The organism is Marinobacter sp. (genome assembly GCF_048266785.1).
GTDB lineage: Bacteria > Pseudomonadota > Gammaproteobacteria > Pseudomonadales > Oleiphilaceae > Marinobacter.
Genome location: NZ_JBLWYX010000002.1, coordinates 16,699 through 38,515, shown reverse-complemented (window position 1 = coordinate 38,515; position 21,817 = coordinate 16,699). Strand labels below are relative to the sequence as shown.

General features: G+C 55.5%; 20 protein-coding genes. 7 read left to right on the top strand and 13 right to left on the bottom strand.

Going from position 1 to position 21,817, the window contains the following annotated elements; translation table 11 throughout:
- Window positions 1–56 precede the first annotated feature (56 nt).
- Window positions 57–2,045 carry a hypothetical protein gene (locus ACN0V1_RS03615; RefSeq protein WP_417543693.1) on the top strand — a complete coding sequence of 663 codons (1,989 nt, stop codon included), beginning with the start codon at window positions 57–59 and terminating at the stop codon, window positions 2,043–2,045.
- A 19-nt stretch (window positions 2,046–2,064) separates the two neighbouring features.
- Here the strand turns inward: ACN0V1_RS03615 and ACN0V1_RS03610 are convergent, their stop codons facing one another.
- Together ACN0V1_RS03610 and ACN0V1_RS03605 are read right to left on the bottom strand one after the other, a co-directional pair.
- A complete protein-coding gene (locus tag ACN0V1_RS03610; RefSeq protein WP_417543692.1) occupies window positions 2,065–4,521 on the bottom strand; it encodes an EAL domain-containing protein in 2,457 nt (818 codons plus the stop codon).
- A complete protein-coding gene (locus ACN0V1_RS03605) occupies window positions 4,511–5,353 on the bottom strand; it encodes a tetratricopeptide repeat protein (RefSeq protein WP_417543691.1) in 843 nt (280 codons plus the stop codon). Before ACN0V1_RS03605 ends, ACN0V1_RS03610 begins: the two co-directional genes overlap by 11 nt.
- 177 nt (window positions 5,354–5,530) lie before the next feature.
- Here ACN0V1_RS03605 and ACN0V1_RS03600 point away from each other — a divergent pair, with 177 nt between their 5' ends.
- A complete protein-coding gene (locus ACN0V1_RS03600; RefSeq protein ID WP_417543690.1) occupies window positions 5,531–6,088 on the top strand; it encodes a cytochrome b in 558 nt (185 codons plus the stop codon).
- Between the two features lie 99 nt (window positions 6,089–6,187).
- Entirely contained in the window at window positions 6,188–6,532 is a 345-nt protein-coding gene (locus tag ACN0V1_RS03595; RefSeq protein ID WP_417543689.1) for a hypothetical protein, read from the top strand.
- A gap of 364 nt (window positions 6,533–6,896) precedes the next feature.
- On the opposite strand, the gene ACN0V1_RS03590 is transcribed toward ACN0V1_RS03595, so the two are convergent.
- The 4 genes from ACN0V1_RS03590 to ACN0V1_RS03575 all read right to left on the bottom strand — a co-directional run bounded on the left by ACN0V1_RS03590 (window position 6,897) and on the right by ACN0V1_RS03575 (window position 11,680).
- On the bottom strand, window positions 6,897–7,352 hold the full coding sequence (locus ACN0V1_RS03590; protein WP_417543688.1) for a CopD family protein: 456 nt from the start codon (window positions 7,350–7,352) through the stop codon (window positions 6,897–6,899).
- 165 nt (window positions 7,353–7,517) lie between these two features.
- A complete protein-coding gene (locus ACN0V1_RS03585) occupies window positions 7,518–9,209 on the bottom strand; it encodes a methyl-accepting chemotaxis protein (RefSeq protein WP_417543687.1) in 1,692 nt (563 codons plus the stop codon).
- A gap of 235 nt (window positions 9,210–9,444) precedes the next feature.
- A complete protein-coding gene (gene eutC / locus ACN0V1_RS03580) occupies window positions 9,445–10,275 on the bottom strand; it encodes an ethanolamine ammonia-lyase subunit EutC (protein ID WP_417543686.1) in 831 nt (276 codons plus the stop codon).
- Window positions 10,268–11,680 (bottom strand): ethanolamine ammonia-lyase subunit EutB, encoded by a 1,413-nt coding sequence (locus tag ACN0V1_RS03575; protein ID WP_417544036.1) that lies wholly within the window; start codon window positions 11,678–11,680, stop codon window positions 10,268–10,270. Before ACN0V1_RS03575 ends, eutC begins: the two co-directional genes overlap by 8 nt.
- A 223-nt stretch (window positions 11,681–11,903) precedes the next feature.
- Here ACN0V1_RS03575 and ACN0V1_RS03570 point away from each other — a divergent pair, with 223 nt between their 5' ends.
- A complete protein-coding gene (locus ACN0V1_RS03570; protein ID WP_417543685.1) occupies window positions 11,904–12,860 on the top strand; it encodes a helix-turn-helix domain-containing protein in 957 nt (318 codons plus the stop codon).
- 138 nt (window positions 12,861–12,998) lie between these two features.
- Here ACN0V1_RS03570 and ACN0V1_RS03565 read toward each other — a convergent pair whose 3' ends face one another.
- On the bottom strand, window positions 12,999–13,547 hold the full coding sequence (locus tag ACN0V1_RS03565; protein WP_417543684.1) for a PRC-barrel domain-containing protein: 549 nt from the start codon (window positions 13,545–13,547) through the stop codon (window positions 12,999–13,001).
- A 193-nt stretch (window positions 13,548–13,740) separates the two neighbouring features.
- Between ACN0V1_RS03565 and ACN0V1_RS03560 the strand changes: the two genes are divergently transcribed.
- Window positions 13,741–14,082: a DUF3135 domain-containing protein gene (locus ACN0V1_RS03560; protein WP_417543683.1), complete on the top strand. Its 342-nt coding sequence runs from the start codon at window positions 13,741–13,743 to the stop codon at window positions 14,080–14,082.
- A 41-nt stretch (window positions 14,083–14,123) separates the two neighbouring features.
- Here ACN0V1_RS03560 and ACN0V1_RS03555 read toward each other — a convergent pair whose 3' ends face one another.
- Window positions 14,124–15,917, bottom strand: a complete 1,794-nt coding sequence (locus ACN0V1_RS03555; RefSeq protein ID WP_417543682.1) for a DEAD/DEAH box helicase — start codon at window positions 15,915–15,917, stop codon at window positions 14,124–14,126.
- An 87-nt stretch (window positions 15,918–16,004) separates the two neighbouring features.
- On the opposite strand from ACN0V1_RS03555, the gene ACN0V1_RS03550 reads away from it, so the two are divergent.
- Entirely contained in the window at window positions 16,005–16,295 is a 291-nt protein-coding gene (locus ACN0V1_RS03550; protein WP_417543681.1) for a hypothetical protein, read from the top strand.
- Window positions 16,296–16,325: 30 nt separating this feature from the next.
- On the opposite strand, the gene ACN0V1_RS03545 is transcribed toward ACN0V1_RS03550, so the two are convergent.
- From ACN0V1_RS03545 to ACN0V1_RS03530, 4 genes are all read right to left on the bottom strand, one after another.
- Window positions 16,326–16,487, bottom strand: coding sequence for a hypothetical protein (locus ACN0V1_RS03545; RefSeq protein WP_417543680.1), 162 nt, complete (start codon window positions 16,485–16,487; stop codon window positions 16,326–16,328).
- Between the two features lie 211 nt (window positions 16,488–16,698).
- Window positions 16,699–18,003, bottom strand: a complete 1,305-nt coding sequence (locus ACN0V1_RS03540) for a ferric reductase-like transmembrane domain-containing protein (RefSeq protein WP_417543679.1) — start codon at window positions 18,001–18,003, stop codon at window positions 16,699–16,701.
- 512 nt (window positions 18,004–18,515) lie between these two features.
- The gene (locus ACN0V1_RS03535) at window positions 18,516–18,758 is read right to left on the bottom strand and encodes a hypothetical protein (protein WP_417544058.1); all 243 of its coding nucleotides are present in this window, start codon (window positions 18,756–18,758) and stop codon (window positions 18,516–18,518) included.
- 12 nt (window positions 18,759–18,770) lie between these two features.
- A complete protein-coding gene (locus tag ACN0V1_RS03530; RefSeq protein ID WP_417543678.1) occupies window positions 18,771–20,372 on the bottom strand; it encodes a winged helix-turn-helix domain-containing protein in 1,602 nt (533 codons plus the stop codon).
- Between the two features lie 177 nt (window positions 20,373–20,549).
- On the opposite strand from ACN0V1_RS03530, the gene ACN0V1_RS03525 reads away from it, so the two are divergent.
- The gene (locus tag ACN0V1_RS03525; RefSeq protein ID WP_417543677.1) at window positions 20,550–20,771 is read left to right on the top strand and encodes a tautomerase family protein; all 222 of its coding nucleotides are present in this window, start codon (window positions 20,550–20,552) and stop codon (window positions 20,769–20,771) included.
- A gap of 120 nt (window positions 20,772–20,891) precedes the next feature.
- Here the strand turns inward: ACN0V1_RS03525 and ACN0V1_RS03520 are convergent, their stop codons facing one another.
- Entirely contained in the window at window positions 20,892–21,785 is an 894-nt protein-coding gene (locus tag ACN0V1_RS03520; protein WP_417543676.1) for a DUF4124 domain-containing protein, read from the bottom strand.
- Window positions 21,786–21,817: the final 32 nt, after the last annotated feature.

The window sequence follows — 21,817 nt, the reverse complement described above, 5'->3', positions numbered from 1 at the left end:
AGCGCTTTAACAGGTCAGGTTGACATCTCCGGAAGTTAGCTGAAGGATAGGACGGTATGACCAGAGCCAACCACGATCCCGAAAACCAAAATAACGGCGCGCCAGGCGAGCTCGTAAAGCCATTTGACGCGGCCATCAACCGCCTTGCTGAACTCAACGCCGTTGAGGGCGTCTCGCCGGTATTCGAGGTAATCGATACTGCACGGCCTCTGATGTTCAGTCCCGAAGGTCTGGAGGCGCTTTACGAACGCGTGCCGGCCATTGAGTCGGCGAGATTCTTTGGTGGGAGTGACTGGGACTATCCCCAGACACTGGTGCCTTCCCTGGCCGCACGCACGGTTCGCCACGGCGATCCGGCCGCAACCATGGTTGAAAGCCTGAGTCAGATTCGCCTCTTGGCGGTGGCCAAAGGCGACTACATCCACGCTTCTATCTCAGCAGAGCACGCCCATCACTTTCTCGCCCAAGTACTGGCGATGAATCTCGATCTGGTGGTTGGTGATCTCCAGGAAGCCGACCGGCTGCGGCCTGATCAGCTCGGCTACGCCGTACAGAACCTGTATCACTATCTGCTCCGTCATCTGGGCTACGAAAACCTTTTGGAACACCTGGTGGAAGAAGTCTGGCGGATTCTTGCGCAACGGCCTGTCCAGGTCGGGGGTGTTAAACAGATGGTGACCCAGATTGCGGTCTGCCTGGAAAAACCGGACGCATTGGGTGGTGAAGTTGGCGACAACGCGCTGCAACTGATCAACGCCGTATTCAGCCCCACCGAAGATTGCCGTGAAGACCCCGGCCTTGATGTCTACGCTGAGCGACTGGCGGAAATGGACGATACCACTCTGCTGCAGGAGGCTATCGCCTTTGCCCAGGCCATGCACAGCACCGGCCTGGTATCGGCCTACATGCCGGTATTCATACGCTACCTGCGTGGCCGCTGGAACGCCCTGATTCCCACGGCGTTGGGGCTGAGCCACACAGGTGCCGACGCTTTTCACTGTTACCCCGCATTGATTCAAACGCTGATTGACGAGGCTGTGTTTCCCGAGACCAGCCAATGTACCTATGGCCTGGCCATGATGCTCGAGCGGGGAATTCTCTACTCGCCCTCGGTGGCGCCTTCCCTGTGGCGCCAAATACGGCTGTCGCTCTGCGACGCTGCGGCGGAAAAAATTGGGGCCGTTTTTGGGAGCAGCCGCTCTCCCGAATGCTTTTTGCTCGCCGACGTGCTCAACGTACTCGGGCGCCCACTGGGCATTGGACAAGGCAACTATCCCACCTGCCAGTCGACGCGCGCCCTGTCCATGTGGGCTTACAACATGCCGGCAGAGCTGCTCCGAATCCTTGCCTGGGCGGCGCGCGACGATGAAATCGTGATGCGCTTTGAAGGCGACAGTATTTCTTCGCGGGAACTCGGCACCGGAATGGCGGCCGAGCCGCCGGTGGATGTGGATGCAGTATCACTGCTAACCGTGCCCCACCTGGATCGCATCTATTTTGAAATGGGCCGACGCAGTATCGGGCGCGGAGAGGATCCGCACAAATGGGTCAACGCCGAATTCCATGGCGATCATGTCGGCCACGGATTCCGCATAGCCGTAGACGTTTTCACGGGTAACCTGAAAGACTTCGAAGGGTTTATTCGGGATTTCTATGCGGCCTATCATCCGTTCTACAATGGCAACATTCCGGTTATCAGCCCACAACCCGCCGGTATTGCGGTGACCGACAGCGCCACGCGCTTTCTTGGCTGGCACGCCATCACCATCCAGCGGCTTGCGCTGGACCCGGACGAGGTTATGCGCGTCTATTTTTTCAACCCCAACAACGACAGCGGGCAAAACTGGGGCCAGGGAATTGTCACCTCAACCCAGAGCCACGGCGAGCTTTACGGTGAAGCCTCGTTGCCGGTGGCCGAGTTCGCCTCCCGACTGTATGTATTTCACTACGACCCGCTCGAAAAGGGAGAGCCGGGCGATGTCCCAACTGATGACGTCAAACGGGCCATGCAACTGGCCCAAAGCAGTTGGGCTTCGGCGCGCTAATAATCCCCAAAGCGACCGCTTATTTGTTTTTCCAATCGTTAGCAGAACTGGCTTTTCCTGTTCCAGTTTGCCCGTCCCGACCCAACAGCTCTGCCGCAGGCATACCGAAGTACTCTCCCTGCGAGAAATCAATGCCCAGCTCCACGACACGTTCCTGCACCGCTTCACTGTGCACGAATTCTGCCACCGTTTTGATCCCCAGGCTCCGGGCAAATTGCACAATCCCCTTGGTCACCAGAAACGCCGTGTGGTCCTGCGCCAGATAGCGGATCAGGCTACCGTCTATCTTGATGAAATCCACGTTCAGCTTTAGCAGATGGGAAAAATTGGAATAGCCGGTTCCGAAGTCATCAATGGCGATCCGGCATCCAAAGGATTTCACTTTGTCGATAAAGCGCAAGACCTCGCTGTAATTGCCGATGCCATCGGATTCAAGAATCTCGAAGATCACCCGCTCGCCAATATTGCTCGCTTGCAGATGCTCCAGAATCAGAGCAAGGGTTTCCGGGTCAATGACATCCATGTAGGACAGGTTGATGGAAAACTCGTGGGGCTGTGTGGCAAACGCGGCGAACGACTTTTCCACCATGATTCGGGTGATCTGACGGTTAAGCCGGAGCTTATTGGCCACTTCGATGAACTGCCCGGCTGCGATCACGCCGTGCTCGGGGTCTTCCATCCTCACCAAGCACTCATACTTGGTATACGTGCCCTGCATGTTGTCGTGAATCGGCTGGAAGTGCGGGAGCAGTGTGTTCGTCTCGATCGCCTTCTTTAGCCGCTTCGCCCAATAGATATTTTTCTCGTAGCCTTTTTCAACTTCCTGGCTTTGATCATAAAAAAGGTACCGGCGCATCTGGTCTCGCGCCTGCAATACAGCAATGGTTGCCTGGTTAAGCAGGCGGTCCGGTGCGGTACCGTCTTTACGTTCTCTCTGGAAGGCAATGCCCGCACTGGTATCCAGACCTAACGCCTGCTGCTGCCAGGTAACCGGTTGCGCACAAAGAAATTCGGTCAATTCACTGGCGAAAGTGCGCACCCGGGACTCAGCAACACCAGTACCCAGGAGTGCAAATTCATCACTGGACAGGCGGTAAAATTCGAGAGAACGCCCAAAGGGGTGAGAATGCGTGCGGATAAACGAGCGCACATGCTTACGCATGGCTAAGAGCACGGCATCGCCACATTCATTCCCAAACAGGCTATTGACCTCCTTGAAACGGTCCAGATTCAGGAGGATAAGACAGGCGTCTTGCCGGTCCTGCAGGTCTCTCAACAAGCGCACACGATTGGGCAGGCCGGTCAGAGAATCCGTGTAGGAGGCCTGCAATTCACGCATGAGCTGTATGATCCGATAAAGCAGGTACAGGCTCAGTACCAGCAAAACCGAGCCTGTAATCAGCAGTATCCGGTAATTGGTATCGCGCATGGGCACCAGCACCCGGTCGATCTCATCCTTTGGAACGCCAGCACCGTAGACCATACCTGCCGGTGTCGTGGCGTAATACAACTCATAGAGTCGCCCGCCGACGTCGAGCTGCTGTGTCCGCATGCGCTTTTCAGCGGCTTGGCTATCACCTGCTACTGATGGCGTGTCTGGATCATTTCCGGAAAGATTCGCTGCCAAAATAGCATCGATAAGCTTCTGCTCCTGAACCGGATCTGCGTTTTGGCTGAGACTGGACAGGTTTCGGTTGTTGCGATCGTTGAGAAAAGCAAAGCTGCTTTGCGTGACTTCCATACGGCTGACCAGATCAACAACCTGATCTGAAGCCCAATCGATGGTCGCGACGCCAATCAACTCACCCTCGGCGCTGACCACTGGCTGAGCAAGGGTGAGAACAGCGCGCTCAGTTGCCATGTCAAAGTACACCGGTGACCAGTAGACAGACTCACCGGAGGCTGGATTGCCCCCCCTCAGGGTCAGGTCAAACCAGCGAGTCTGCTTGAAGTCGGTCGATTGTGATTGCATTCTGGGGCCGCCAACTCCGGCCTTGACCAGGTAGGGCGCGTAGCGTTCGCCGGCTGGCGCTACAATACCCGGCTGATACCAGAGGCCGGCACCGGAGACATCAGCCTCGCTCTCAAGAAGGCTTTGCAGCGTTTTTTCGAGCTGGTTCTGCAGTTGGCGCTGGGCTTTTGGAGAGCCCGGCTGTTCCCGCGATAACCGGTAGAATGTCTCACCGATCGTCGCGAGCGTTGCCACCTGTCGTTCCAGAGCAATTTGGTGGGCATCAATGCGGACCAGTCCGGTGAAGAATACATCCTGAATCTGATCCCGGCGCAACTCATACATCGCCTGTTGGGAGTAGTTAAGATTCAAGTGAGATAACAGGAACATGCCAGCAGCAAAAAGCGCAACCAGCAGGAGTAGCAGCCCCATGATGGAGTGCATGGCGTAGCTGCTTTTCCAGAAGCGGAGATGTGGCCGTGCCCACTTGGACAAGGCTGGCCACGGCAGCTGTTTAATTGGCATTGGCACCCGCAGGAGCTGAAACCAGATTGGAGAGAGCGTTTTCAGCCCCTGTGTGGCCGAGTTCTGCGGCGGTTCTGAACCACTTCGCGGCCGCATCCTTATCCTGCGCGACGCCACGCCCCTGAGCGTACATTTCGCCTAGCAGATAGGCCGCCTGACCGGATTCAGGCGCAGCCATCTTGGCCCAGCGATAGGCTGACTCATGATTACCCAGAGCGTTCTGGATCTTGGCCATGCTTGCCTGCGCACCAACAGCGCCCTCTTCGGCAGGGCCGCGACAGGCTGCAAGGGCACCGCTGAAGTTGCGAATCCGGGTGAGCAGATAGCAGTCGTTCAACTGGCGGGATACAGCAACTTCTTGAGCTTCGTCATCGCGCACCTCACTATCATTGTTCAGAGGTTCACTGACTGGCTGCCGTGCCGGTTTTGGCGCCTGCGGCATGGCTTCGAGCCGCGCTTCATAGGCTGCCACATCCTGCGGACAGGAAAAGCCATATCCACGGCGATACGCGGCCAGACCGGTTTCGGTAATCTCATCTGTGTTGTAACGCAGGGCGACAGCGGCACAGCGGCCTTCACGCTCCTCACTCACTTGCTCGAGCTGGGCTGTGCGGGCCGGGTCATCCGCGTAACGCTGCAGATGCTCCGTTAGCGGATCAATGTATGGTTGATCAAAAAGCGGTTTAATTTCCTGATCAGGATCACCAGCGGGAGCCTTTTGCCCGATTTTGCTCAGCGCGTCACCGGTGCGGCTCAGGAAGTCACTGGTCTTTAAATTGCCGCAGCCTGCAATTAGCACTGCGCTCATCATGATGACAGGCAATCGATACATCGGATTCACCAGAAGATCTCAAAATTGCAGCCGCACGTCAGGAAAATAGCACAGCTTGACGGATTCTAATCCACCTGTTTCCCGATGTCGCTGATGACATTGTAACGTATTGAAACCAGGCCAAGATCGTTTTAGTGACTAAACTGAATTGAACAGAATGATTGTCAGGAGCGCCACATGCAAGCACTGGATCGCTATGTCTACCCGCACCGGTTACTCCACTGGTTAGTGGCTGGCGCGGTTCTGCTCTCCTTAGCCAGCGGCTTGACGTTGGGCTTTCTGGGGTTTGATGGCACCGTCGATCTGATAGGTAAAACACTAACTAACGTGCTATATGCCAGCCATAAGACGTTGGGTGTATTGATATTACTGCTGATGACACTGCGTGTTATAACCCGCCTGACCTTTGTGGTGCCTGACTATATGCCACCCTTGAACAGGTTCGAGAGAGTTGCCAGTGCCACCGTCCATCACCTGCTCTACTTAGCGCTGATTGTCATGCCTTTAATCGGCTGGACAGCCACAGCAAGCGGCGGCTTCCCGGTGGAGTTTTTCTTCTGGCAGTTGCCGGGATTCATTGATAAGGATGAACAGCTCTCTGAACAGCTCTTTATGCTTCATGGATGGCTGGGTTGGACCATTTTGGGTTTGGTGGTGCTGCATGTGACTGGTGCGATGTTCCATTGGAAAATCAAGCGCGATAACGTTATGAAGCGTATGAGCCTGTTTGATTGAAAAATAGCGGTTGTGATGCGCCCGGCTCTTTTGCGTTCTCGAAAGCCTCGGGATAACGCCGTTTCATTTTCGCCAATCTGGAGCGCTTCAAGCGTGTGAATGAACAACCTGAAACCCTGGACCCCACAAGCTCAAGCCAGCGACCGCCAAAAAGAGCACTATAAAATGCACTACCAGTTTGACGACCTCAAAAAGAACTGCCCAACCGAATGGCGCGACTACATCGAGCACAGCTTTGTTCGGCAACTGGGCAATGCCTCACTCGCCCCGGAAGCGTTCCAGCATTACCTCAAACAGGACTACCTCTTCCTGATCCAGTTTGCCCGCGCCTTTGCCCTGGCCGATGTATCTCCTGCGCGGCTCGAACAACTGGTCCGAATCTTCCGGGACGCAACCCGTCTGGAAATCGACTTCTGGGACATGGGACTGAACCTGAGCGACTGAACGCCTATGCCTGAACTAACCCCGCTTCAAACCTTGCTCTCCACCAGTGAACCCTCCTGAACCTTGTTCAACAGGTCCACCATGGGCGGGGTGGATACCAATCCATTCCACTCTGCCGCATTGGCGGCGTTTGCGGCCTTGTCCGGTGTTATTTTCGATCCCGTTCAGGCGGCGGTCGGTCTGCATCGTCGGCGCCTGCACAAACTACTGGACCACCTACAACGGGACGTTACACTCAGCATCCAAAGCAGCTTCCGTCCGAAAGACCAGTTTGTGGCGCTTGTTATGCGGCCGGTTACAACCCGGAAAATGGATCTGTCCCGGTTTTCCCTAACTATGCTCCCCCCATCAGGACTCGACGAGTTTACAGATACCGGCCGCCGGCACCGATCGCCACCACAATCAGCCCAAGAACCAGGTTGGTACCGACCAGCTTGCGGATCTGTCCCACCTGGCGCCCGCCTTCCTGGGGATCCTGGTTGGCAACGGCCTGCTTCAGCCGCCGGAAGGGAGCAAAATAGACGTGAAAATAGAGCAGGATCATCACAATCCCCAGCCCCTGCATTACATGGATATGGAAGCCGGCACCAGCCATGCCACCGAACACACTGAAGATCATCCAGTAACCGGTCACCAGCAACAGGATCACGGCCGCCCATACCCACCGAAAAAACCGGGACAGGGTGTGACACCAGAGCACACAGCGCTGCGACGCATCAATCACCTCGACCACCGCCGGCCGCATGGCCATATAGGCGAAAAACATACCGCCAACCCAGATCACAGCAGAGAGAACATGCAGTGCGACAGCCAGACTCATAAAGCGACTCCTGGATGAGAAATGTGTGTGATGAGCATAAGCTTCACCCGCCTCAAAACCAACTCCCGCGAGTCCGAACCCCGCTTTGTGACCGGCCAGAACTTTGTGATCGACGGCGGCATGACCCGCAAGATGATTTGCGAGGAGTAGGCCCTCGGGGTTTCGTCAATCCCTATCGTTTCCAGCCAACAGAAGGTCCGGATTGAAGCCCATGACCACCGCACCCCAATGCTTGCCGTCCACATACACGGGGATCGAGAGGTCGTTTAGAATTTCTCCCGTATCCCGGATGTAGGTTTGCAGAAGGAACCGTTCCGTGTGACTGGCCCGTCGTTTTTCAGTCTCGTTGCTGTTGTAGAGCCGCTGATCACGGCTGTAGAGAAGGTCTTTTTCAGGGTCGCCGGTGATCGGCTGCGAAGTGGCTCTATGGTGAACGGGAATGTAGCCATTGACGTCCATCAACAGGCTGTAGACCGTGCCATCAAAGCGCTCTTTACTGCGGTCTGTCAGGTCCTGGAACGCTTGTTTAAAGCGATCGACGAACCGGGTCCGGTACTTTTGCGGCCAAGTGTTCAGAACCGGTTCGTAGCCACGATCAAAGATGTCCACACCCTGCTGGACCAGGTCGGTGAGCCTGTCTCCGAATTCGGCAGCCAGCGTCTGGCGCGCCTCCAGAATCTCCTCGAAGGCGCCTTGGCCGATCCGGTAGCGGGCCAGCAGCGCCATGGAGGCCTCGGTGGCTTTGCGCAGTTGCTCGGAGTAGGCGTCTGATTCAGCAATCTCCCTAGCCAGTTCGCGGCCCAGGTGATGGATCTCGTTGCCGTGCTCGTGCACCTGACGGTTGGTAATACTGACTTCCTCCACCGAAGAGGTGATGGAGAGAAGCTCCGCGTGCGCCTGCTCGATGTACTGCAACATGTCGTCGAACTGGGAAGCGGTCGAGGTCACCTCTTCCCGGGCCTGATCGGTTTGCTCAAGCAACAGCTCCGTATCCTTCTCCGTGCGACCGACCCGGGCATCCATGTCGCTGATGATCTGATGCACGTCGCCGGTCGCCGACGCAATTTTCTGGGCCAGTTGACGGACTTCATCCGCCACCACGGCGAAACCGCGACCGGCCTCCCCTGCCCGTGCCGCCTCGATAGCGGCATTCAGCGCCAGCAGGTTGGTCTGGTCCGAAAACCCCTGCACCATCTCCAGAATCTTACCGATCTTGCCGGCGCTTTCGCTCAGCCCGGCCACGGTCTCGCGGAAGCTCTGCAACTGGTCGTTGACCTGCCGAATTCGCTCGGCCACCTGGGACAACGCCTGATTGGACTCGCGCACCCCGTCGAGATTACGGGAATTGAGCTCCGACACCGACCCGGTACGCTGGGTAATGTCCTCCAGTGCCGTGGCACCCTCACCACTGGACTGGGCAATCAGCTCGGAGACTTCTTCCTGCTTGCTGGCGCTCTGTTGCGCCTCGCCGGTAAGCTTGCGCAGCCTGGCCGACTGCACCGCCACCTGCACCGCATGATGGCGCAGATCCGACAGGGCGCCCCGCATGCTGGCCAGCAGTTCATTATGTTCTCTGGCAATCCGCCCTGCCTGGCCGGAGCCGACCGGTTGGTCCCTTGATATATCCAGCACCCCGTGACTCTGACCAGCATCGGGTTCATTCGGCGCTTCGTCGCTGACCACCCGGCCACGGCCCAGCCACAAGGCCAGCCCGGTTATCAGAGCCGCCAGCACAAGCCCGCCCAGGGCAAACTTCGGCAGCACCACGGCCAGCGCGAATAAAGCCAGCACCAGAACGTTGCTGGCACGGCTGACCAGAGGCTGCCACGGACCACTCTTTGAATTCACTGCATTCATTGTTGTAAGTATCCTCTGCAGAATTGTTGTGTATTGGGTTATCGGCAGGGTTCGACAAAACTTCAAAATGCAGAAAATAAAATGGTATGTAAACACCCCTCAGATTGCTGACAAACCCCCGCCAAAATGGCGAGCAGCTCTTCTACCGACCGCCGTTCCTTTCTTTAGCTGGCGCTTGGCCAGGTAGTCCTTGTCTACATTGCTCGTCATCTGTGTTCTCCGGGTAAGTTCGTCATCAATCCGTCAGGAAGTTTTTGTTATTCCCCGTTTTTTCGATCACAACCTCTTGTGTTCGATCTTTAAGACTGACTCCCGATGTCCCGAGCCGTCTTGCTTCACGCATCAGATAGAGGAGGCGTTGGCTGGCATGTTCAAAACTCAAACCCGCGGGCCGCACATTCGAGATGCAATTGCGGCGCGCATCGCTCAAACCACTTTTCGGCCCCCAGGAAAGATAAATCCCCAGGCTGTCGGGTGAGCTGAGGCCGGGGCGCTCACCGATCAGCACAACCACCACGCTGGCTCCCAGGCATTCACCGATCTCGTCACCGATAGCCACCCTTCCCTGCTCGACAATGATCAGGGGCGCCAACAGCCAATCTCCTGCTTCTTCCTCCAGATCCCTGAGAAACTGCGTGACCATGGGCACTGCGTTGTTCTGGATGGCGGATGAAGACAGGCCATCAACAATCACGATGGCCACATCTGACTTACCCGAATTACCACTGCAGAACCCGGCAAGGCACTCCAAAGACTCTTGGGACAGACTCCGGCCGAGATCCGGCCGCTGAAGGTAGGTCAGCCGGTCTTCCGCCTGGCTTTTCAACAACAACGGAGACTGTCCCGGTAATGCCGCAGCAGATTCGCCCAGGTCTTTCAACAGGCGTTTCACATCCAGGGGAAAGTGGACAGCATCTCTTGCCTGGGCATGGGCGAGCTGAAACTTGAGCAACTCATGGGTGGGCAGGCTGACACCGGCCCGGCCCAGGCCAATTCTGGCGTCCGTGAACTGGCGCAATACCCGCCAGACATTCTCGGTTACCAACGATTTTTTTTGCTTACTCATGCCCCGCCTCCCGGGTCAGCCCTTTCAATGGCCCCCTGAACAGGTCCGGTAATTCCCTGCTTGGCTGATAGCTCGCTGCACTCTCGAAAATCTGCATGCGAACAAGCCAATCCTCAAACTCGGGTGCCGGCTTCAGGTCAAGGACCCTGCGTGCATACAGGGCGTCGTGGAAGGACGTGGTCTGGTAATTCAACATGATGTCATCGGAGCCGGGAATACCCATGATGAACGTGCAACCGGCAACCCCCAACAGGGTAAGCAGGTTGTCCATATCGTTCTGGTCGGCTTCGGCGTGGTTGGTGTAACAGATGTCACAGCCCATGGGCACGCCGAGCAACTTTCCACAGAAGTGGTCCTCCAGTCCCGCCCGAATAATTTCTTTGCCGTCATACAGGTATTCAGGGCCGATGAAGCCAACCACGGTGTTAACCAGCAAGGGGTCGAAATGCCGTGCCACAGCGTAAGCCCTGGCCTCACAGGTCTGCTGATCGATACCATGATGGGCGTTTGCCGATAGCGAGCTGCCCTGCCCGGTCTCAAAATACATCACGTTGTTGCCGACCGTACCCCGCTTCAGTGACAGGGCCGCATCCTGCGCCTCCTGCAGTGTCGACAGACTGAAACCAAAGCTGCTGTTGGTGGCCTCCGTACCCCCGATGGACTGGAACACCAGGTCCACAGGCGCACCCTGCTCTATCGCTTCAAGGGTGTTGGTGACGTGGGTGAGCACACAGGACTGGGTGGGGATGTCGTATTTCCGGATAACATCATCCATCAGGCGCATCAGTTTGATGGCCTGGCTGACGTTGTCCGTCGCCGGATTGATGCCGATCACCGCATCGCCGTTTCCGTAGAGCAGGCCGTCCAGGAGGCTTGCGGCGATGCCCGATATATTGTCGGTCGGATGGTTCGGCTGAAGGCGGGTGGAGAGATGGCCAGGCAGGCCGATGGTGTTTCGGAAGGCCGTTGTCACCCGGCATTTCTTCGCCACCAGGATGAGATCCTGATTGCGCATCAGCTTGCTGACAGCAGCCACCATTTCCGGTGTCAGACCGCTGCGGAGCTTTCCCAGGGCGGCCGGCGTGGCATCATCGCCCAGCAGCCAGTTCCGAAAGTCCCCCACCGTGAGATGGGAAACCGGTGCAAACGCGGCCAGATCGTGTGTATCCAGTATCAGGCGTGTCACTTCATCCTGCTCATAGGGAACCAGCGCCTCCGAAAGAAACGCCCGCAGCGGCAATTCGGCAAGGCGCATCTGGGCAACGACGCGTTCTTCCGCCGACTCGGCGATGACTCCGGCGAGCCGGTCGCCGGAGCGCGCCGGAGTGGCTTTCGCCAACAGGTCAGCCAGATTCCTGAAGTGCCAGGTACGCGCTCCCAAGGTATAGGTGTACTTGTAATCCATGTGCTTTCTCGCCCCTCGACAGGGTTCACCCGGAACACTCTCCAGATCCGGGGGAACGGATATTGCTATCCATTCCACTGTAATCCTCCTGTCACAGCTGAGTTATCGAAAAATGGCAAATATCAAGGGGCACGGAAGTCGTATGGAATTAGGCGCTAAGTCCTGTTGGCGGAATCAGGAAGACAGGTCCACACTGAAAAGAAGCGGCTCTTTCGGAGTTCCCATGGACCAACAACAAGAAAAAGAAGCACCAAAGAAGTGCATTTCCGTTGCGAACGATGCCAATGAACACGCCGGCAACCTGACCAACTGGCATCAACAATATGACCAGGTAGGCAATGGCCGGTTCTACGGCAGAATTGACGAGCTGCACCTTGATGGTATCCAGCTTTTCATCGAACACACCAGCCATGCCGTAAGACAGCAGTGCATGGTGTGGCCCGATTCTGTCTGGTTCGGGATACCAAGCAGAACCGAGGACGTCCGCATCAACGGCCAGAACGCAGACCACACAGACATCCTGTGTCGCCCGGGAAGCCGGCACTTCGAACTGGTGACACCCGACAGCTTCGACATGCTCAGCCTGGTGGTTCACCAACGTGAACTGAAACAGCAGTCAGAGTCCCAGGGTATCGAACTTAAGGTTCTGGACACCTCAAGCCACCCAAGACTGAAGCTGCCAGCCCAAACCCTTCTGAATATTCAGTATTTGTTGCGGCGAATAGTGCGCACCGAGGCCTGCCGGCTGGATGGGCAGATTCACCACGATCTGCTGATCATGGCGGTACTGGAGTTACTCTCTGTGGAGAAGCCCAACCAAAAAGTTGCGCCTAGCTATGCCCATCGAAAAGCGGTGGTGGAAAAGATCAAGGCCTACATAAATACTGTCGACGACCTGCCCGTTACAATGTCAAAGCTCTGTGAGGTTGGCTGCGTCAGCCAGCGCACGCTTCAGTACAGCTTTGAGAGCATACTGTGTATCAGCCCCATCCAGTTTCTGAGAATCAGCAGACTGAACAGGGTCAGACGTATGTTGAGAGCTGACAACGCGCAATCCGTATCGGATATTGCGGCGTTCAATGGCTTTTATCATCACAGCCAGTTTTCCGCCAGCTACAAGCAGTTGTTTGGCGAGTGTCCATCAGAGACACTGAACCGTTTCTCAGGGCACGTGGCCTAGCGTTCAGAACGCGCCCGGAGAAAGCTGGCGCGAATAGGGATAGGGGGGAACCAATAGGATCCGCCCCTCCCACCTCACCCGGCAAGCGCCTCCGCACCGGCCGGTTCGAGAAGTTGAGGTGTCATGAAAGACGCGGCACTAGTTGTTGTTGGTTGCTTCTTTTGCTTTGTCGCCCATGCTATCGACACCCTCACGCACGTTGTGCCATGCCGAAGACGTTGCTTCCTTGGTGCTTTCCCAAGCGCTTTGGCTGGTATCTTTCGTATTCTCCCAAGCCTGACTGAGGCTTTCCTTGGTCTGGTTCCACCATCCCTCGTTGTATTCCGGAAGCGCCTTTACAGCATCCTGAGTGGCTTCCATATGCACTTCGTAGTCAATATCGTCAAAGGCCTCGTTGTCGTCCTCCAGCTCCACCCTGACGGTAAAAGTTCCACGCTCGGCTACTACCTCGCGGCCCCCCAATCCCAGTAGTGAACCCGTTTCGATGATCAGCGAATGAATCGACATATCGTCGCTTAACAGGATGTCCTCTACTTCACCAATTTCCTGGCCATCAGCATCATAGACATCGGCATCCAGGAGTGCTTCGACCGAATACAAACCCTCCGTCGCGGACGCGGAAAAGCTTAAAACCATACTCCCTGCCAATAGGGGAACGCCCAATTTACGAATCAGTTGAGTGCGCATTATGTTCTCCTTTTCTTTGCTTTGAGTTGATTCCATTTTTCCTCATCACAGCACTTAGCCTCAAATTATCCGAACATAGCTCCGGGCCATGGTCAATTACATGTCCTAATTTTAACGCACTGTCGCCTTCTCCCGACTATAACTTGGTAATACACAGGAGCGAATCCATCGGCGGTTTCCCGGGAGAAACATTATGGACAAGCCTACATTCGATGAGCTCAGAAACCTTTCAGAGAACCACCCGGAGGAGTTCGAACGATTACGGGCGGAGTTGATAGAAGACTGTATCCGCAGCAGCAGCAAATTCAGCCAGAACCGCCTGCGCGGGTTGCAGTTCGTCATTGATAGCCGCCGCCTACTGGCTAGCAATCCCACGAAAGCGCTGCTTGAGATCCAGGGGATGATGCACGAAGCCCTGCAACGCCTGGACCGCGCCCTTCATTCCCAGGCCGAAACGCCACCTGCTCAGGAAGCACGCATACTCGGTGGACAGCAACGATGGCCGCGCCAGCATGACCGGGAGAAGCCGCACTGACGCGTGGCAATTAAGGCATCAGGCTTAACCCTTAACAGGCTTTACGCTTCATACGCCTTACGATAGCTACCCTGATAATCAAAGATCCGTTCCTGCACCAGCCAGTAGTGCTTTTGTTTGCGGGCAATGACAAAATCCGGTGCTGGCATTAAGGCTTGCATCTCAAGCACCTCTTCAATCCTGCTGAACGCTTGCGGGGCCTGGCTATTCGCCAAGCGCCGCCCAAACAGTTTGTTGAAAACGTTGCGCTGTGCCGGTTTGCTGAAATCAAAAGACTCGCTGAGTTCTTCCCCATCTTCACCGTGATAGGTAATTCTCAATTTGCTCTCGTTTTTGCTGTCAGTTTTGCCGTGATGGGCGCTTACCGTGATCCCGGCACAACGGATCACCATGGCATCTTTGAGTTTCAGGGCATCCCTTAGCTGATCATCCGGATCGATAATGGCTTTTTTACATTGGTGGCAGTTCCGGGCCGCAATATCATTCTCGGCACCGCAGTGGGGGCACTCCTTGAAACGGAAGCGGTAATCGCACTGTTCAGGGCGCCCATTCTCTTCAGCAGGCCCCAGCAGCCCCTGACAACGGCGCCCGTAGTGCTCGATAACACGGCCTTCACCGTCTGTTTTGCCCCAAAAAATATTGGCAAAACCACAGCCCGGGCAGAATACCTGCACCGGCTCACTATCGGGGTTCGGTTTCTTCTCCCCCACTTCCGGGTGATGCAGATTGACACTGTTGCCCGCGTAATCAATCACCAGACAATCCTGTTTACCTTCGTCCAAACGAAGACCGCGACCCACGATCTGCTGATACAGGCTGACCGACTGGGTAGGGCGAAGAATGGCGATAAAGTCTACATGGGGCGCATCAAAGCCCGTGGTGAGCACGGACACATTCACCAGATACTTTAACTGCTGCTGTTTGAAGCGCTGAATCAGCAGGTCCCGTTCATTCGAATCGGTAGCACCGGTAATCAAAGCGGTTTGGTGTTCCGGCAAATAGCCGGTGATCTCCGTCGCATGATCCACCGTTGCAGCAAAGATCATCACAGCGTTGCGCTTAACGGCCAGCTCCATCACCTGCTCAATAATCGCACGGGTCACACGCTGGTGTTTGCCCAGCAGCTGGTTAACGTCTTTTTCGGCATATTCGCCAAAGCGATCCTGAGACAGCGCGGAGAAATCGTATTGCGCCACCGCCGCGTCAACCAACTCAGGTCTGGTGAGATAGCCCCGATTGATCATGTAACTGAGCGGCAGTTCATAAATGCAATGCACAAAGGGCTTGTTCTGCTCGTTACTATCTTCACTACGGCCACGGACAAAACCCCGGTAGTGATAGCGATAGATCCAGCCCATGGCCAAACGATAGGGGGTGGCGGTTAGCCCGAGCACTTTTAGGGAGTCATTCTGTTGCCGTAGCAGCTCGATAATCGTTTGATACTGACTGCTCTCCTCACCGCTGACCCGATGGCACTCATCGATGATGATCAATGAGTATTCATCGCTGAACTGGTCCAGATTAGCCGATACGGACTGCACACTGGCGAAGGTTACCTGATACCGGTTTTCCTTACGTTTTAACCCGGCGGAGAAGATGCCGGCGGTTAATCCATAACTCTGGTATTTGGCGTGATTCTGCTCAACAAGCTCTTTTACGTGGGTAAGCACCAGAATTTTCCGCCGGGCAAGGCGGGCCAACTCGGCAATGACCAGGCTTTTACCCGCACCGGTCGGCAACACAATAACGGCAGACTCGTCCGATTTGCGAAAGTGCTTCAAGGTGGCGTCAACGGCTTCCTGCTGGTATGGCCGCAGTTTAAAAGGAGCATTCATGTTGCAGCGCTTAATCGCTATCCGGATGGAAAGGCGGTCATACTAGCAAATTATGCCCCCGGTCTCATTTGACCTCCACAAAGCGCCGTGAGATACGAGGACCATAATCGGACGGCTGACGGCGACAACACTCAACACCCGGAGTTTGCAATCGGGCGCTGGGCGGCAGCCAACATGACGCCGGATGAGCGTGCGGCCTGTACGGTATACGCTTCTGGCGAGCACTGCCCGATGTGTGCAGCCGCCCACGGCTGGGTTGGCCTTGGTCGAATTGTTTACGCCAGTTCCTCAGAACAGTTGGCCTTCTGGCTGGAAGAAATGCATGCACCCCCTCGCCTGTGGCAACTCTGCCGATCAATAACCTTGTGCCCGGCCTGACACCTTTCAACGCGTAATCCGCTCTGATATTCAGCTAACTTTCGGGTTAACCTGCGTTGAGCCTGTAGAGGCGAATTGCCCACTTTTACCCTTGCCAACATACTCAACAGCGCCGCCGGACTTTAAAAACGCAGCAGTCTGCTTCTCAATCATGGCAGTCGTTAATGTCGCTTTTACGGGGGTCTTGCTCATTATAATCTCCAAGTTAACTTTTGGCTTACTAACCAACTTCAAGTATTCATGATATTCGAAATAGGAAATAATTGTTTGGAGTGATAGGCGCCGGTTTTCCCAAGCCATCAATTAACGCAACACAAAAACGAGAAGGGTAAAGCACAATGTGATATTCAGAGCCCAGATGATCAAAGAAACCTGTCGCCGCGGACTCACACGCTTGATTGGATTAGTCATAGTTGAAACGCTCCGACAGGATACGATGAGAGGGCGTGCCCCTATTGATCAGGTGATCTTCGACGATATCCATCATGATCACCGGGCCGCACATCACAAAGACCCATTCGCTGAACTCCCTCTCTGAAAAGACACGATCCATCAGCGCTGCATCTATGAGGCCTGTCTCTCCCTGCCAGGTTTCTGGCGGTTCTGACAGCACGTAGATTACGTCGTCTGCATTCAGCTCATCACGATAGGCAATCTGATCGATCACCCGGTTTCCATAGATCAACTTCACCTTGCGCGAATCGCCGATCAGGCGCATTTGCCTGAGCATGCCCAGCAGCGGAGCAAGGCCAACGCCACCCGCGATAAGAGCAACCCCGGGTTCAGCACGACCATCGGCGGAAAGGTTGCCATAAGGGCCGTCGAGATAGGCGACTGTTCCGGTTTTTATCTGGCCAATTGTTCGTGTGAAATCGCCAAGCTCTCTGATCATCAGGGATATCTCCGACCCAGCCGCCGGCGCCGAGCAAATGGAGAACGGATTTTCTTTCATCGAGAATGGACTGTGGCCTACATTCAGCCAGACGAATTGCCCTGCCTTGTAATCAAGACCACGATGACCGTCCGGTTTTACGGTCAATTCCCATTGCTTTGGCGTCAATTGGGCTATGGAAGTCACGCGCCAGGGCCGTGCCTTCTGCCGAAGGGGAATCAGCAGGTAAACAGTGAGTAGCGACCCTACAGCCACTCCAGTCATTGCAAGCCACACCCAGGTCATCACAGGCTGCGATCCGTAACGCCCTGCGTACACGGTGTGATGCAACAGTAGAGTTGCGATCAAGAGAGCGCCGATCCCGTGTAAAAGGCGCCATGTCTCGTATTTGTAGTCCAGTTGGGTGCGCCCGATGGCCAGTAGAGCAAGACTTGGAAGAAGCAGATAGGCGGCAATGCCTGTCGACAGAGCGGAAAAATCGGTCGTGATCGTCAATTCGCGCGCCGGGTCCCACGGCCGCTGCCCACCCGACGGTGTTCCCTGGTAAAGAAACGGGTGCAGCAACGCAAAAACCAATGCTGTGCGAGCCATCATCTGGTGGAACCGCATGGTTACGTCCAGCCCGACGCCATTTGAAATGGCCTTGAAACGACCCGACAGGATGAATTCCATGAGAACCATGGAGAACGCCAGGATGCCAAGGCCAGATGCCAGTTCCTGATGGAACTGGCGAGGCGCCCCCCCGACCCACGCGGACAAGATCAATGGCAATGTGACAGCAACAAGGTAAGCAATGATCAAAAAGAGTGGTTTCATCTGTCTGGCCTCGTTCACGTCCTCCGGACATCCAATCCAGTCTTCCACAGAGCCCTTGGCAACGCGGTCGCAGCGAACACTAGCCAGCCTACCCGGTTTCTTATAAGTGCAAGGTAACGCCGTTTTGACTCAGCACTTCCGTGATGGTCTCAACATTCGGCGGGCCCGGCGGTTCAAGCCCCTCCCGGAGCACGGTGCTGAGCCAGTCTGTAACGTTTTGGTCGTTAAGCGATGTTTTACCCGGCCAACAACATCTGGTCGTTATTTCAGTTTAGAACAGGCAGCGAAAACCACACTCGAAAAACCAAAATGGGAAAACCGGGATTAGAACCGAACTGAAGCTGCGGGGCCCAGCGTCACCGAGGCTGACTCCGGTTCAGGTTTTATGCTGTGTCAGCTGTCACGAGACCGGTTGTGCCTGCGAGTTCAAATAAGCATGTTGGGCAAGTTGCCGGGGCGAGGAATATAACCTCACCACAGCACTCCGCCAGAGCGCTTTTCAGTATGCGTTCTCATGGATGTTCTATCTGCCCGTGGCCATATTGGGTTGCCCGCCAGTGGTCTTTGTTGGTCAGTTCATCATGCTCAAGCTGTATCAGCTTTGGCTTCATACCCAGAGCATTAACCGCATTCCCCTGATAGAAGGGATCATGGCCAAACATCACAAACGAGTATTCATCCCGGAACTGAGCCAGATTTGCCGATACCGACTGCACACTGGCGAAGGTCACCTGATGCCCGTTTTTGGCCGGCACAGTCGAGTGCTTCTACGACGCCAGCCCGGCCAGCAACCCTCCTTTTTGCAATAACAGCATTTCGGCGCTACTGGCAAAGCGCGCGATGTCTCTCTGACCCAGAGTCGGCCGGATACGACGGGCATCGCTCAAGGCATCAACTGCCCGAGGAAGGTTACCTTCATGCACATAGGCAATGGCGAGAACAACTCTGGGGAGGAAAATTCGGTCATCACAACGACAGGCATCGCTGGCTGTCCGAATGGCCTTGTCAATCTGGCCGAAGTTGAGCATTCCCCGAGCGAGTAACGCGCCCCACGCCGAGCGACGATTATCACGCGGGCTGATCTTCATGCCGCGGAGCATAAAGTCGATGCCTTGAACATCGCCCTGGCGAATCATGGCCGCCCCTAGTGCGGTCATTGCCTGAGCGTTACTTGGGTCCAGTTCCACCGCTCGTCGTAACATGCCGACGCCCCGTTGCAGGTCCCCCATATCGGCGAACGCACAGCCGGCATAGCCCAGAACATCAGTATCCTGCCCGTCCAGAGCCACGGCTTTTTCGGCGGATTGGCTGGCCTCAACGAGCCATTCATGCCCACGGATGAGCCCCACCAGATGACCAATGGCGATAATCAAGGCCAGATAGGCGTGGGCAAACGCAAGTTCCGGATCCCTCTGGATCGCTTGTCGCAGAAGATCTGCAGCTTCTGTAAAACTCTCCTCGCTCCAGCCTTTTTGGCCGAGAATGGCGTGTCCCTGTCGATACAATGCCCAGGCGCCCAGATCCACCGTGCGTCGTTTTCGGAGCTGGATCAGCTCAGCCCGATTGAGTTGGGGCTCAATCCGGCTCACGATCTCGCGCACCACCTCCTCTTCCAGCACGTTCAGGCTTTCCGCTGCGATCAGTTTCCGGTCCGACCAGAGCATGTTGCCGCTCGCCGCATCCAGCAGTTGGACTCCAACTCGCAGGTTGTCACCCATGGGCCACACCGAGCCTTCGATGACGTAGTCCACACCCAGCTCTCTTGCGATGTGCTGAACACTCACTTCCCGCTGACGATACTGAGATGCGGTATTGCGAGACAGCACCAAAAAGCCCGGAATGCGGGCCAGGTGAATACTGATGTCTTCACAGAGCACTTCCGCTATCCAGGCGGTCTGATCAACGCCCACGCCGTGAGAAAACGGAAGCACCGTTAGCACAGGCTGTTCATTCTCCCGTTCATTGCGGGACGAAAACAGGCACGCGGCGGCCAGCTCCTGATGCGCCTCGGCAGCGCTCTGCTGCATGACATCATCCCCTCGGGCCTGCGCAAGCGACTCGGGCGAATCCATGTCTGCCACAAAGCGATAGCCCCGGCGATTGAATGTGGCAATAAAGGCTTGGGTCTTCCCGTTATCCCCCAAGGCGTGACGTGCAGCTTTGATGGCACTGCTCAAGGCGGACTCGCTGACAACCTTGCCCGACCACAGCTGGTCCAGCAGTTCCGCCCGGCTTACGACACGGTCGCGATTAGTTACCAGATAGGTCAGCAAATCAAAGACAAGGGGCTCCAGGGGCTGGGCTGCGCCGGCGCGACGCAGCTGGAGCTGATGGGTGTCCAGCTGAAAATCAGAAAAACTGAAAATCATGGATCCGTTCCGCTATGGCTAGCTGCTTTCTAAATTAGCAGACAACACCCCGAGATTCTCCACATATTCCTCACACCTTCCTCAAGTACGGCTTGGCGCAACCTCGTAGACTGATCTCAAGTTGTTCTACACGCCACCCATCAAGGGAGGCTCTCAACCACAGAAAGGAGCACAACCATGCCATTAGTCACCATCAACCTGATTGAGAACGTATTCGACAAAACGCAGAAGCAGGAGATGATCGCGAAAGTCACCGACGCCATGGTGGGCATTGAAGGCGAAGCCATGCGAGGGCTGACCTGGGTAGTCATCAATGAAGTCAGTGAGGGGGAATGGGGAATCGGCGGCAAACCCCTAAGCAGTGACGATGTCCACCAAATCCAGGCTTCCGCTGGTTGAGGTCAAGATAGGCCGGTCACTCGACCGGCCTATCTTGCAGCGCAGGGCTGCCAACCGTGAAGGCGTCATTAATAGATCTGTCCCGGTTTCTATTGTCCCGGTTTCTGGTTTCTCAGAAAGCTAAAGCCTGACAATCCCCTCACCCTGATCGTGCAACCAACGCCTCCAGTCCAGCCCCAACATGGTTACACCGCCAATGTAATTATCATCCACCAGGTAATACGAGAGGGTGCGATCACCCCGGTTAAAGTTGTGCATTAGCCGCACCACAAAGTTACGACTAGTCGGTTTGGAGAGCAGGAAATACACGAACTGGCCAGCCTGAGCCCGAAGGCTCCCGTTCCCGGACCTCTCTGAATGGTGCCACTTATTACTGGGTAGTTTCAAAAACTGGTCGATGTCCGCTAAACGGCCCTGTTCACGGGCTTGAGCGACAACCCACCGATTTTCCGGGTGACGTTCAAAATACAAACCCGATTCATCACGCTCCAGCATTTCCATCTGCTCGGCAAGCCCCTCATGCAACCAGGCAGGCGCATAGGGAACGATGGAATCAACAACCGCATGACTCACCTCGTGCTTGATCGTTTTGAAGGTGAGGCTTCTGTTTTCCCGCACATAAACGACAATCTGATGTTCAGAGGGTATATACAGGCCGTACGAAGCAACCGACATGCCTCTATTATTACGAATCAGGTAGTTCTGGTATTCAGCCTCATCTCTGAAAATCAGGATATTGACGGGCACCGTTCTGTATATGTCAAAGGACATAACACGATCAAAAAATTCGTAGACATTATTCACGCCGTCAACAATCTGCTGGTTTTCCTCGTCACTCAGCTCAACGTCTACGGTTTTAATGTCGATATCAAAACGCGACCACTTCGACGTGCCGGGCTTCACGTCGACCTCTTCCTGCTTAACGCTATGGTCTTTTCGGTCACTGAAATGAACCTTTCCGTCTTCATCCACCCATTTATAAATCTTTGCGTAACCTGAGTTCGCAACAATCATAAAGAGCGAAAACACGAGGGCTGGATGTGCGG

What these genes read in the sequence shown, in the direction of transcription:
- ACN0V1_RS03560 (WP_417543683.1), top strand. Translation starts at nt 13,741, where the DNA reads ATGGACAAGCCTACATTCGATGAGCTCAGAAACCTTTCAGAGAACCAC.
- ACN0V1_RS03615 (WP_417543693.1), top strand. Translation starts at nt 57, where the DNA reads ATGACCAGAGCCAACCACGATCCCGAAAACCAAAATAACGGCGCGCCA.
- ACN0V1_RS03525 (WP_417543677.1), top strand. Translation starts at nt 20,550, where the DNA reads ATGCCATTAGTCACCATCAACCTGATTGAGAACGTATTCGACAAAACG.
- ACN0V1_RS03590 (WP_417543688.1), bottom strand. Translation starts at nt 7,352, where the DNA reads ATGAGTCTGGCTGTCGCACTGCATGTTCTCTCTGCTGTGATCTGGGTT.
- ACN0V1_RS03605 (WP_417543691.1), bottom strand. Translation starts at nt 5,353, where the DNA reads ATGTATCGATTGCCTGTCATCATGATGAGCGCAGTGCTAATTGCAGGC.
- ACN0V1_RS03540 (WP_417543679.1), bottom strand. Translation starts at nt 18,003, where the DNA reads ATGAAACCACTCTTTTTGATCATTGCTTACCTTGTTGCTGTCACATTG.
- ACN0V1_RS03565 (WP_417543684.1), bottom strand. Translation starts at nt 13,547, where the DNA reads ATGCGCACTCAACTGATTCGTAAATTGGGCGTTCCCCTATTGGCAGGG.
- ACN0V1_RS03585 (WP_417543687.1), bottom strand. Translation starts at nt 9,209, where the DNA reads ATGAATGCAGTGAATTCAAAGAGTGGTCCGTGGCAGCCTCTGGTCAGC.
- ACN0V1_RS03545 (WP_417543680.1), bottom strand. Translation starts at nt 16,487, where the DNA reads ATGAGCAAGACCCCCGTAAAAGCGACATTAACGACTGCCATGATTGAG.
- eutC (WP_417543686.1), bottom strand. Translation starts at nt 10,275, where the DNA reads ATGAGTAAGCAAAAAAAATCGTTGGTAACCGAGAATGTCTGGCGGGTA.
- ACN0V1_RS03600 (WP_417543690.1), top strand. Translation starts at nt 5,531, where the DNA reads ATGCAAGCACTGGATCGCTATGTCTACCCGCACCGGTTACTCCACTGG.
- ACN0V1_RS03575 (WP_417544036.1), bottom strand. Translation starts at nt 11,680, where the DNA reads ATGGATTACAAGTACACCTATACCTTGGGAGCGCGTACCTGGCACTTC.
- ACN0V1_RS03520 (WP_417543676.1), bottom strand. Translation starts at nt 21,785, where the DNA reads ATGATTGTTGCGAACTCAGGTTACGCAAAGATTTATAAATGGGTGGAT.
- ACN0V1_RS03555 (WP_417543682.1), bottom strand. Translation starts at nt 15,917, where the DNA reads ATGAATGCTCCTTTTAAACTGCGGCCATACCAGCAGGAAGCCGTTGAC.
- ACN0V1_RS03610 (WP_417543692.1), bottom strand. Translation starts at nt 4,521, where the DNA reads ATGCCAATTAAACAGCTGCCGTGGCCAGCCTTGTCCAAGTGGGCACGG.
- ACN0V1_RS03530 (WP_417543678.1), bottom strand. Translation starts at nt 20,372, where the DNA reads ATGATTTTCAGTTTTTCTGATTTTCAGCTGGACACCCATCAGCTCCAG.
- ACN0V1_RS03570 (WP_417543685.1), top strand. Translation starts at nt 11,904, where the DNA reads ATGGACCAACAACAAGAAAAAGAAGCACCAAAGAAGTGCATTTCCGTT.
- ACN0V1_RS03595 (WP_417543689.1), top strand. Translation starts at nt 6,188, where the DNA reads ATGAACAACCTGAAACCCTGGACCCCACAAGCTCAAGCCAGCGACCGC.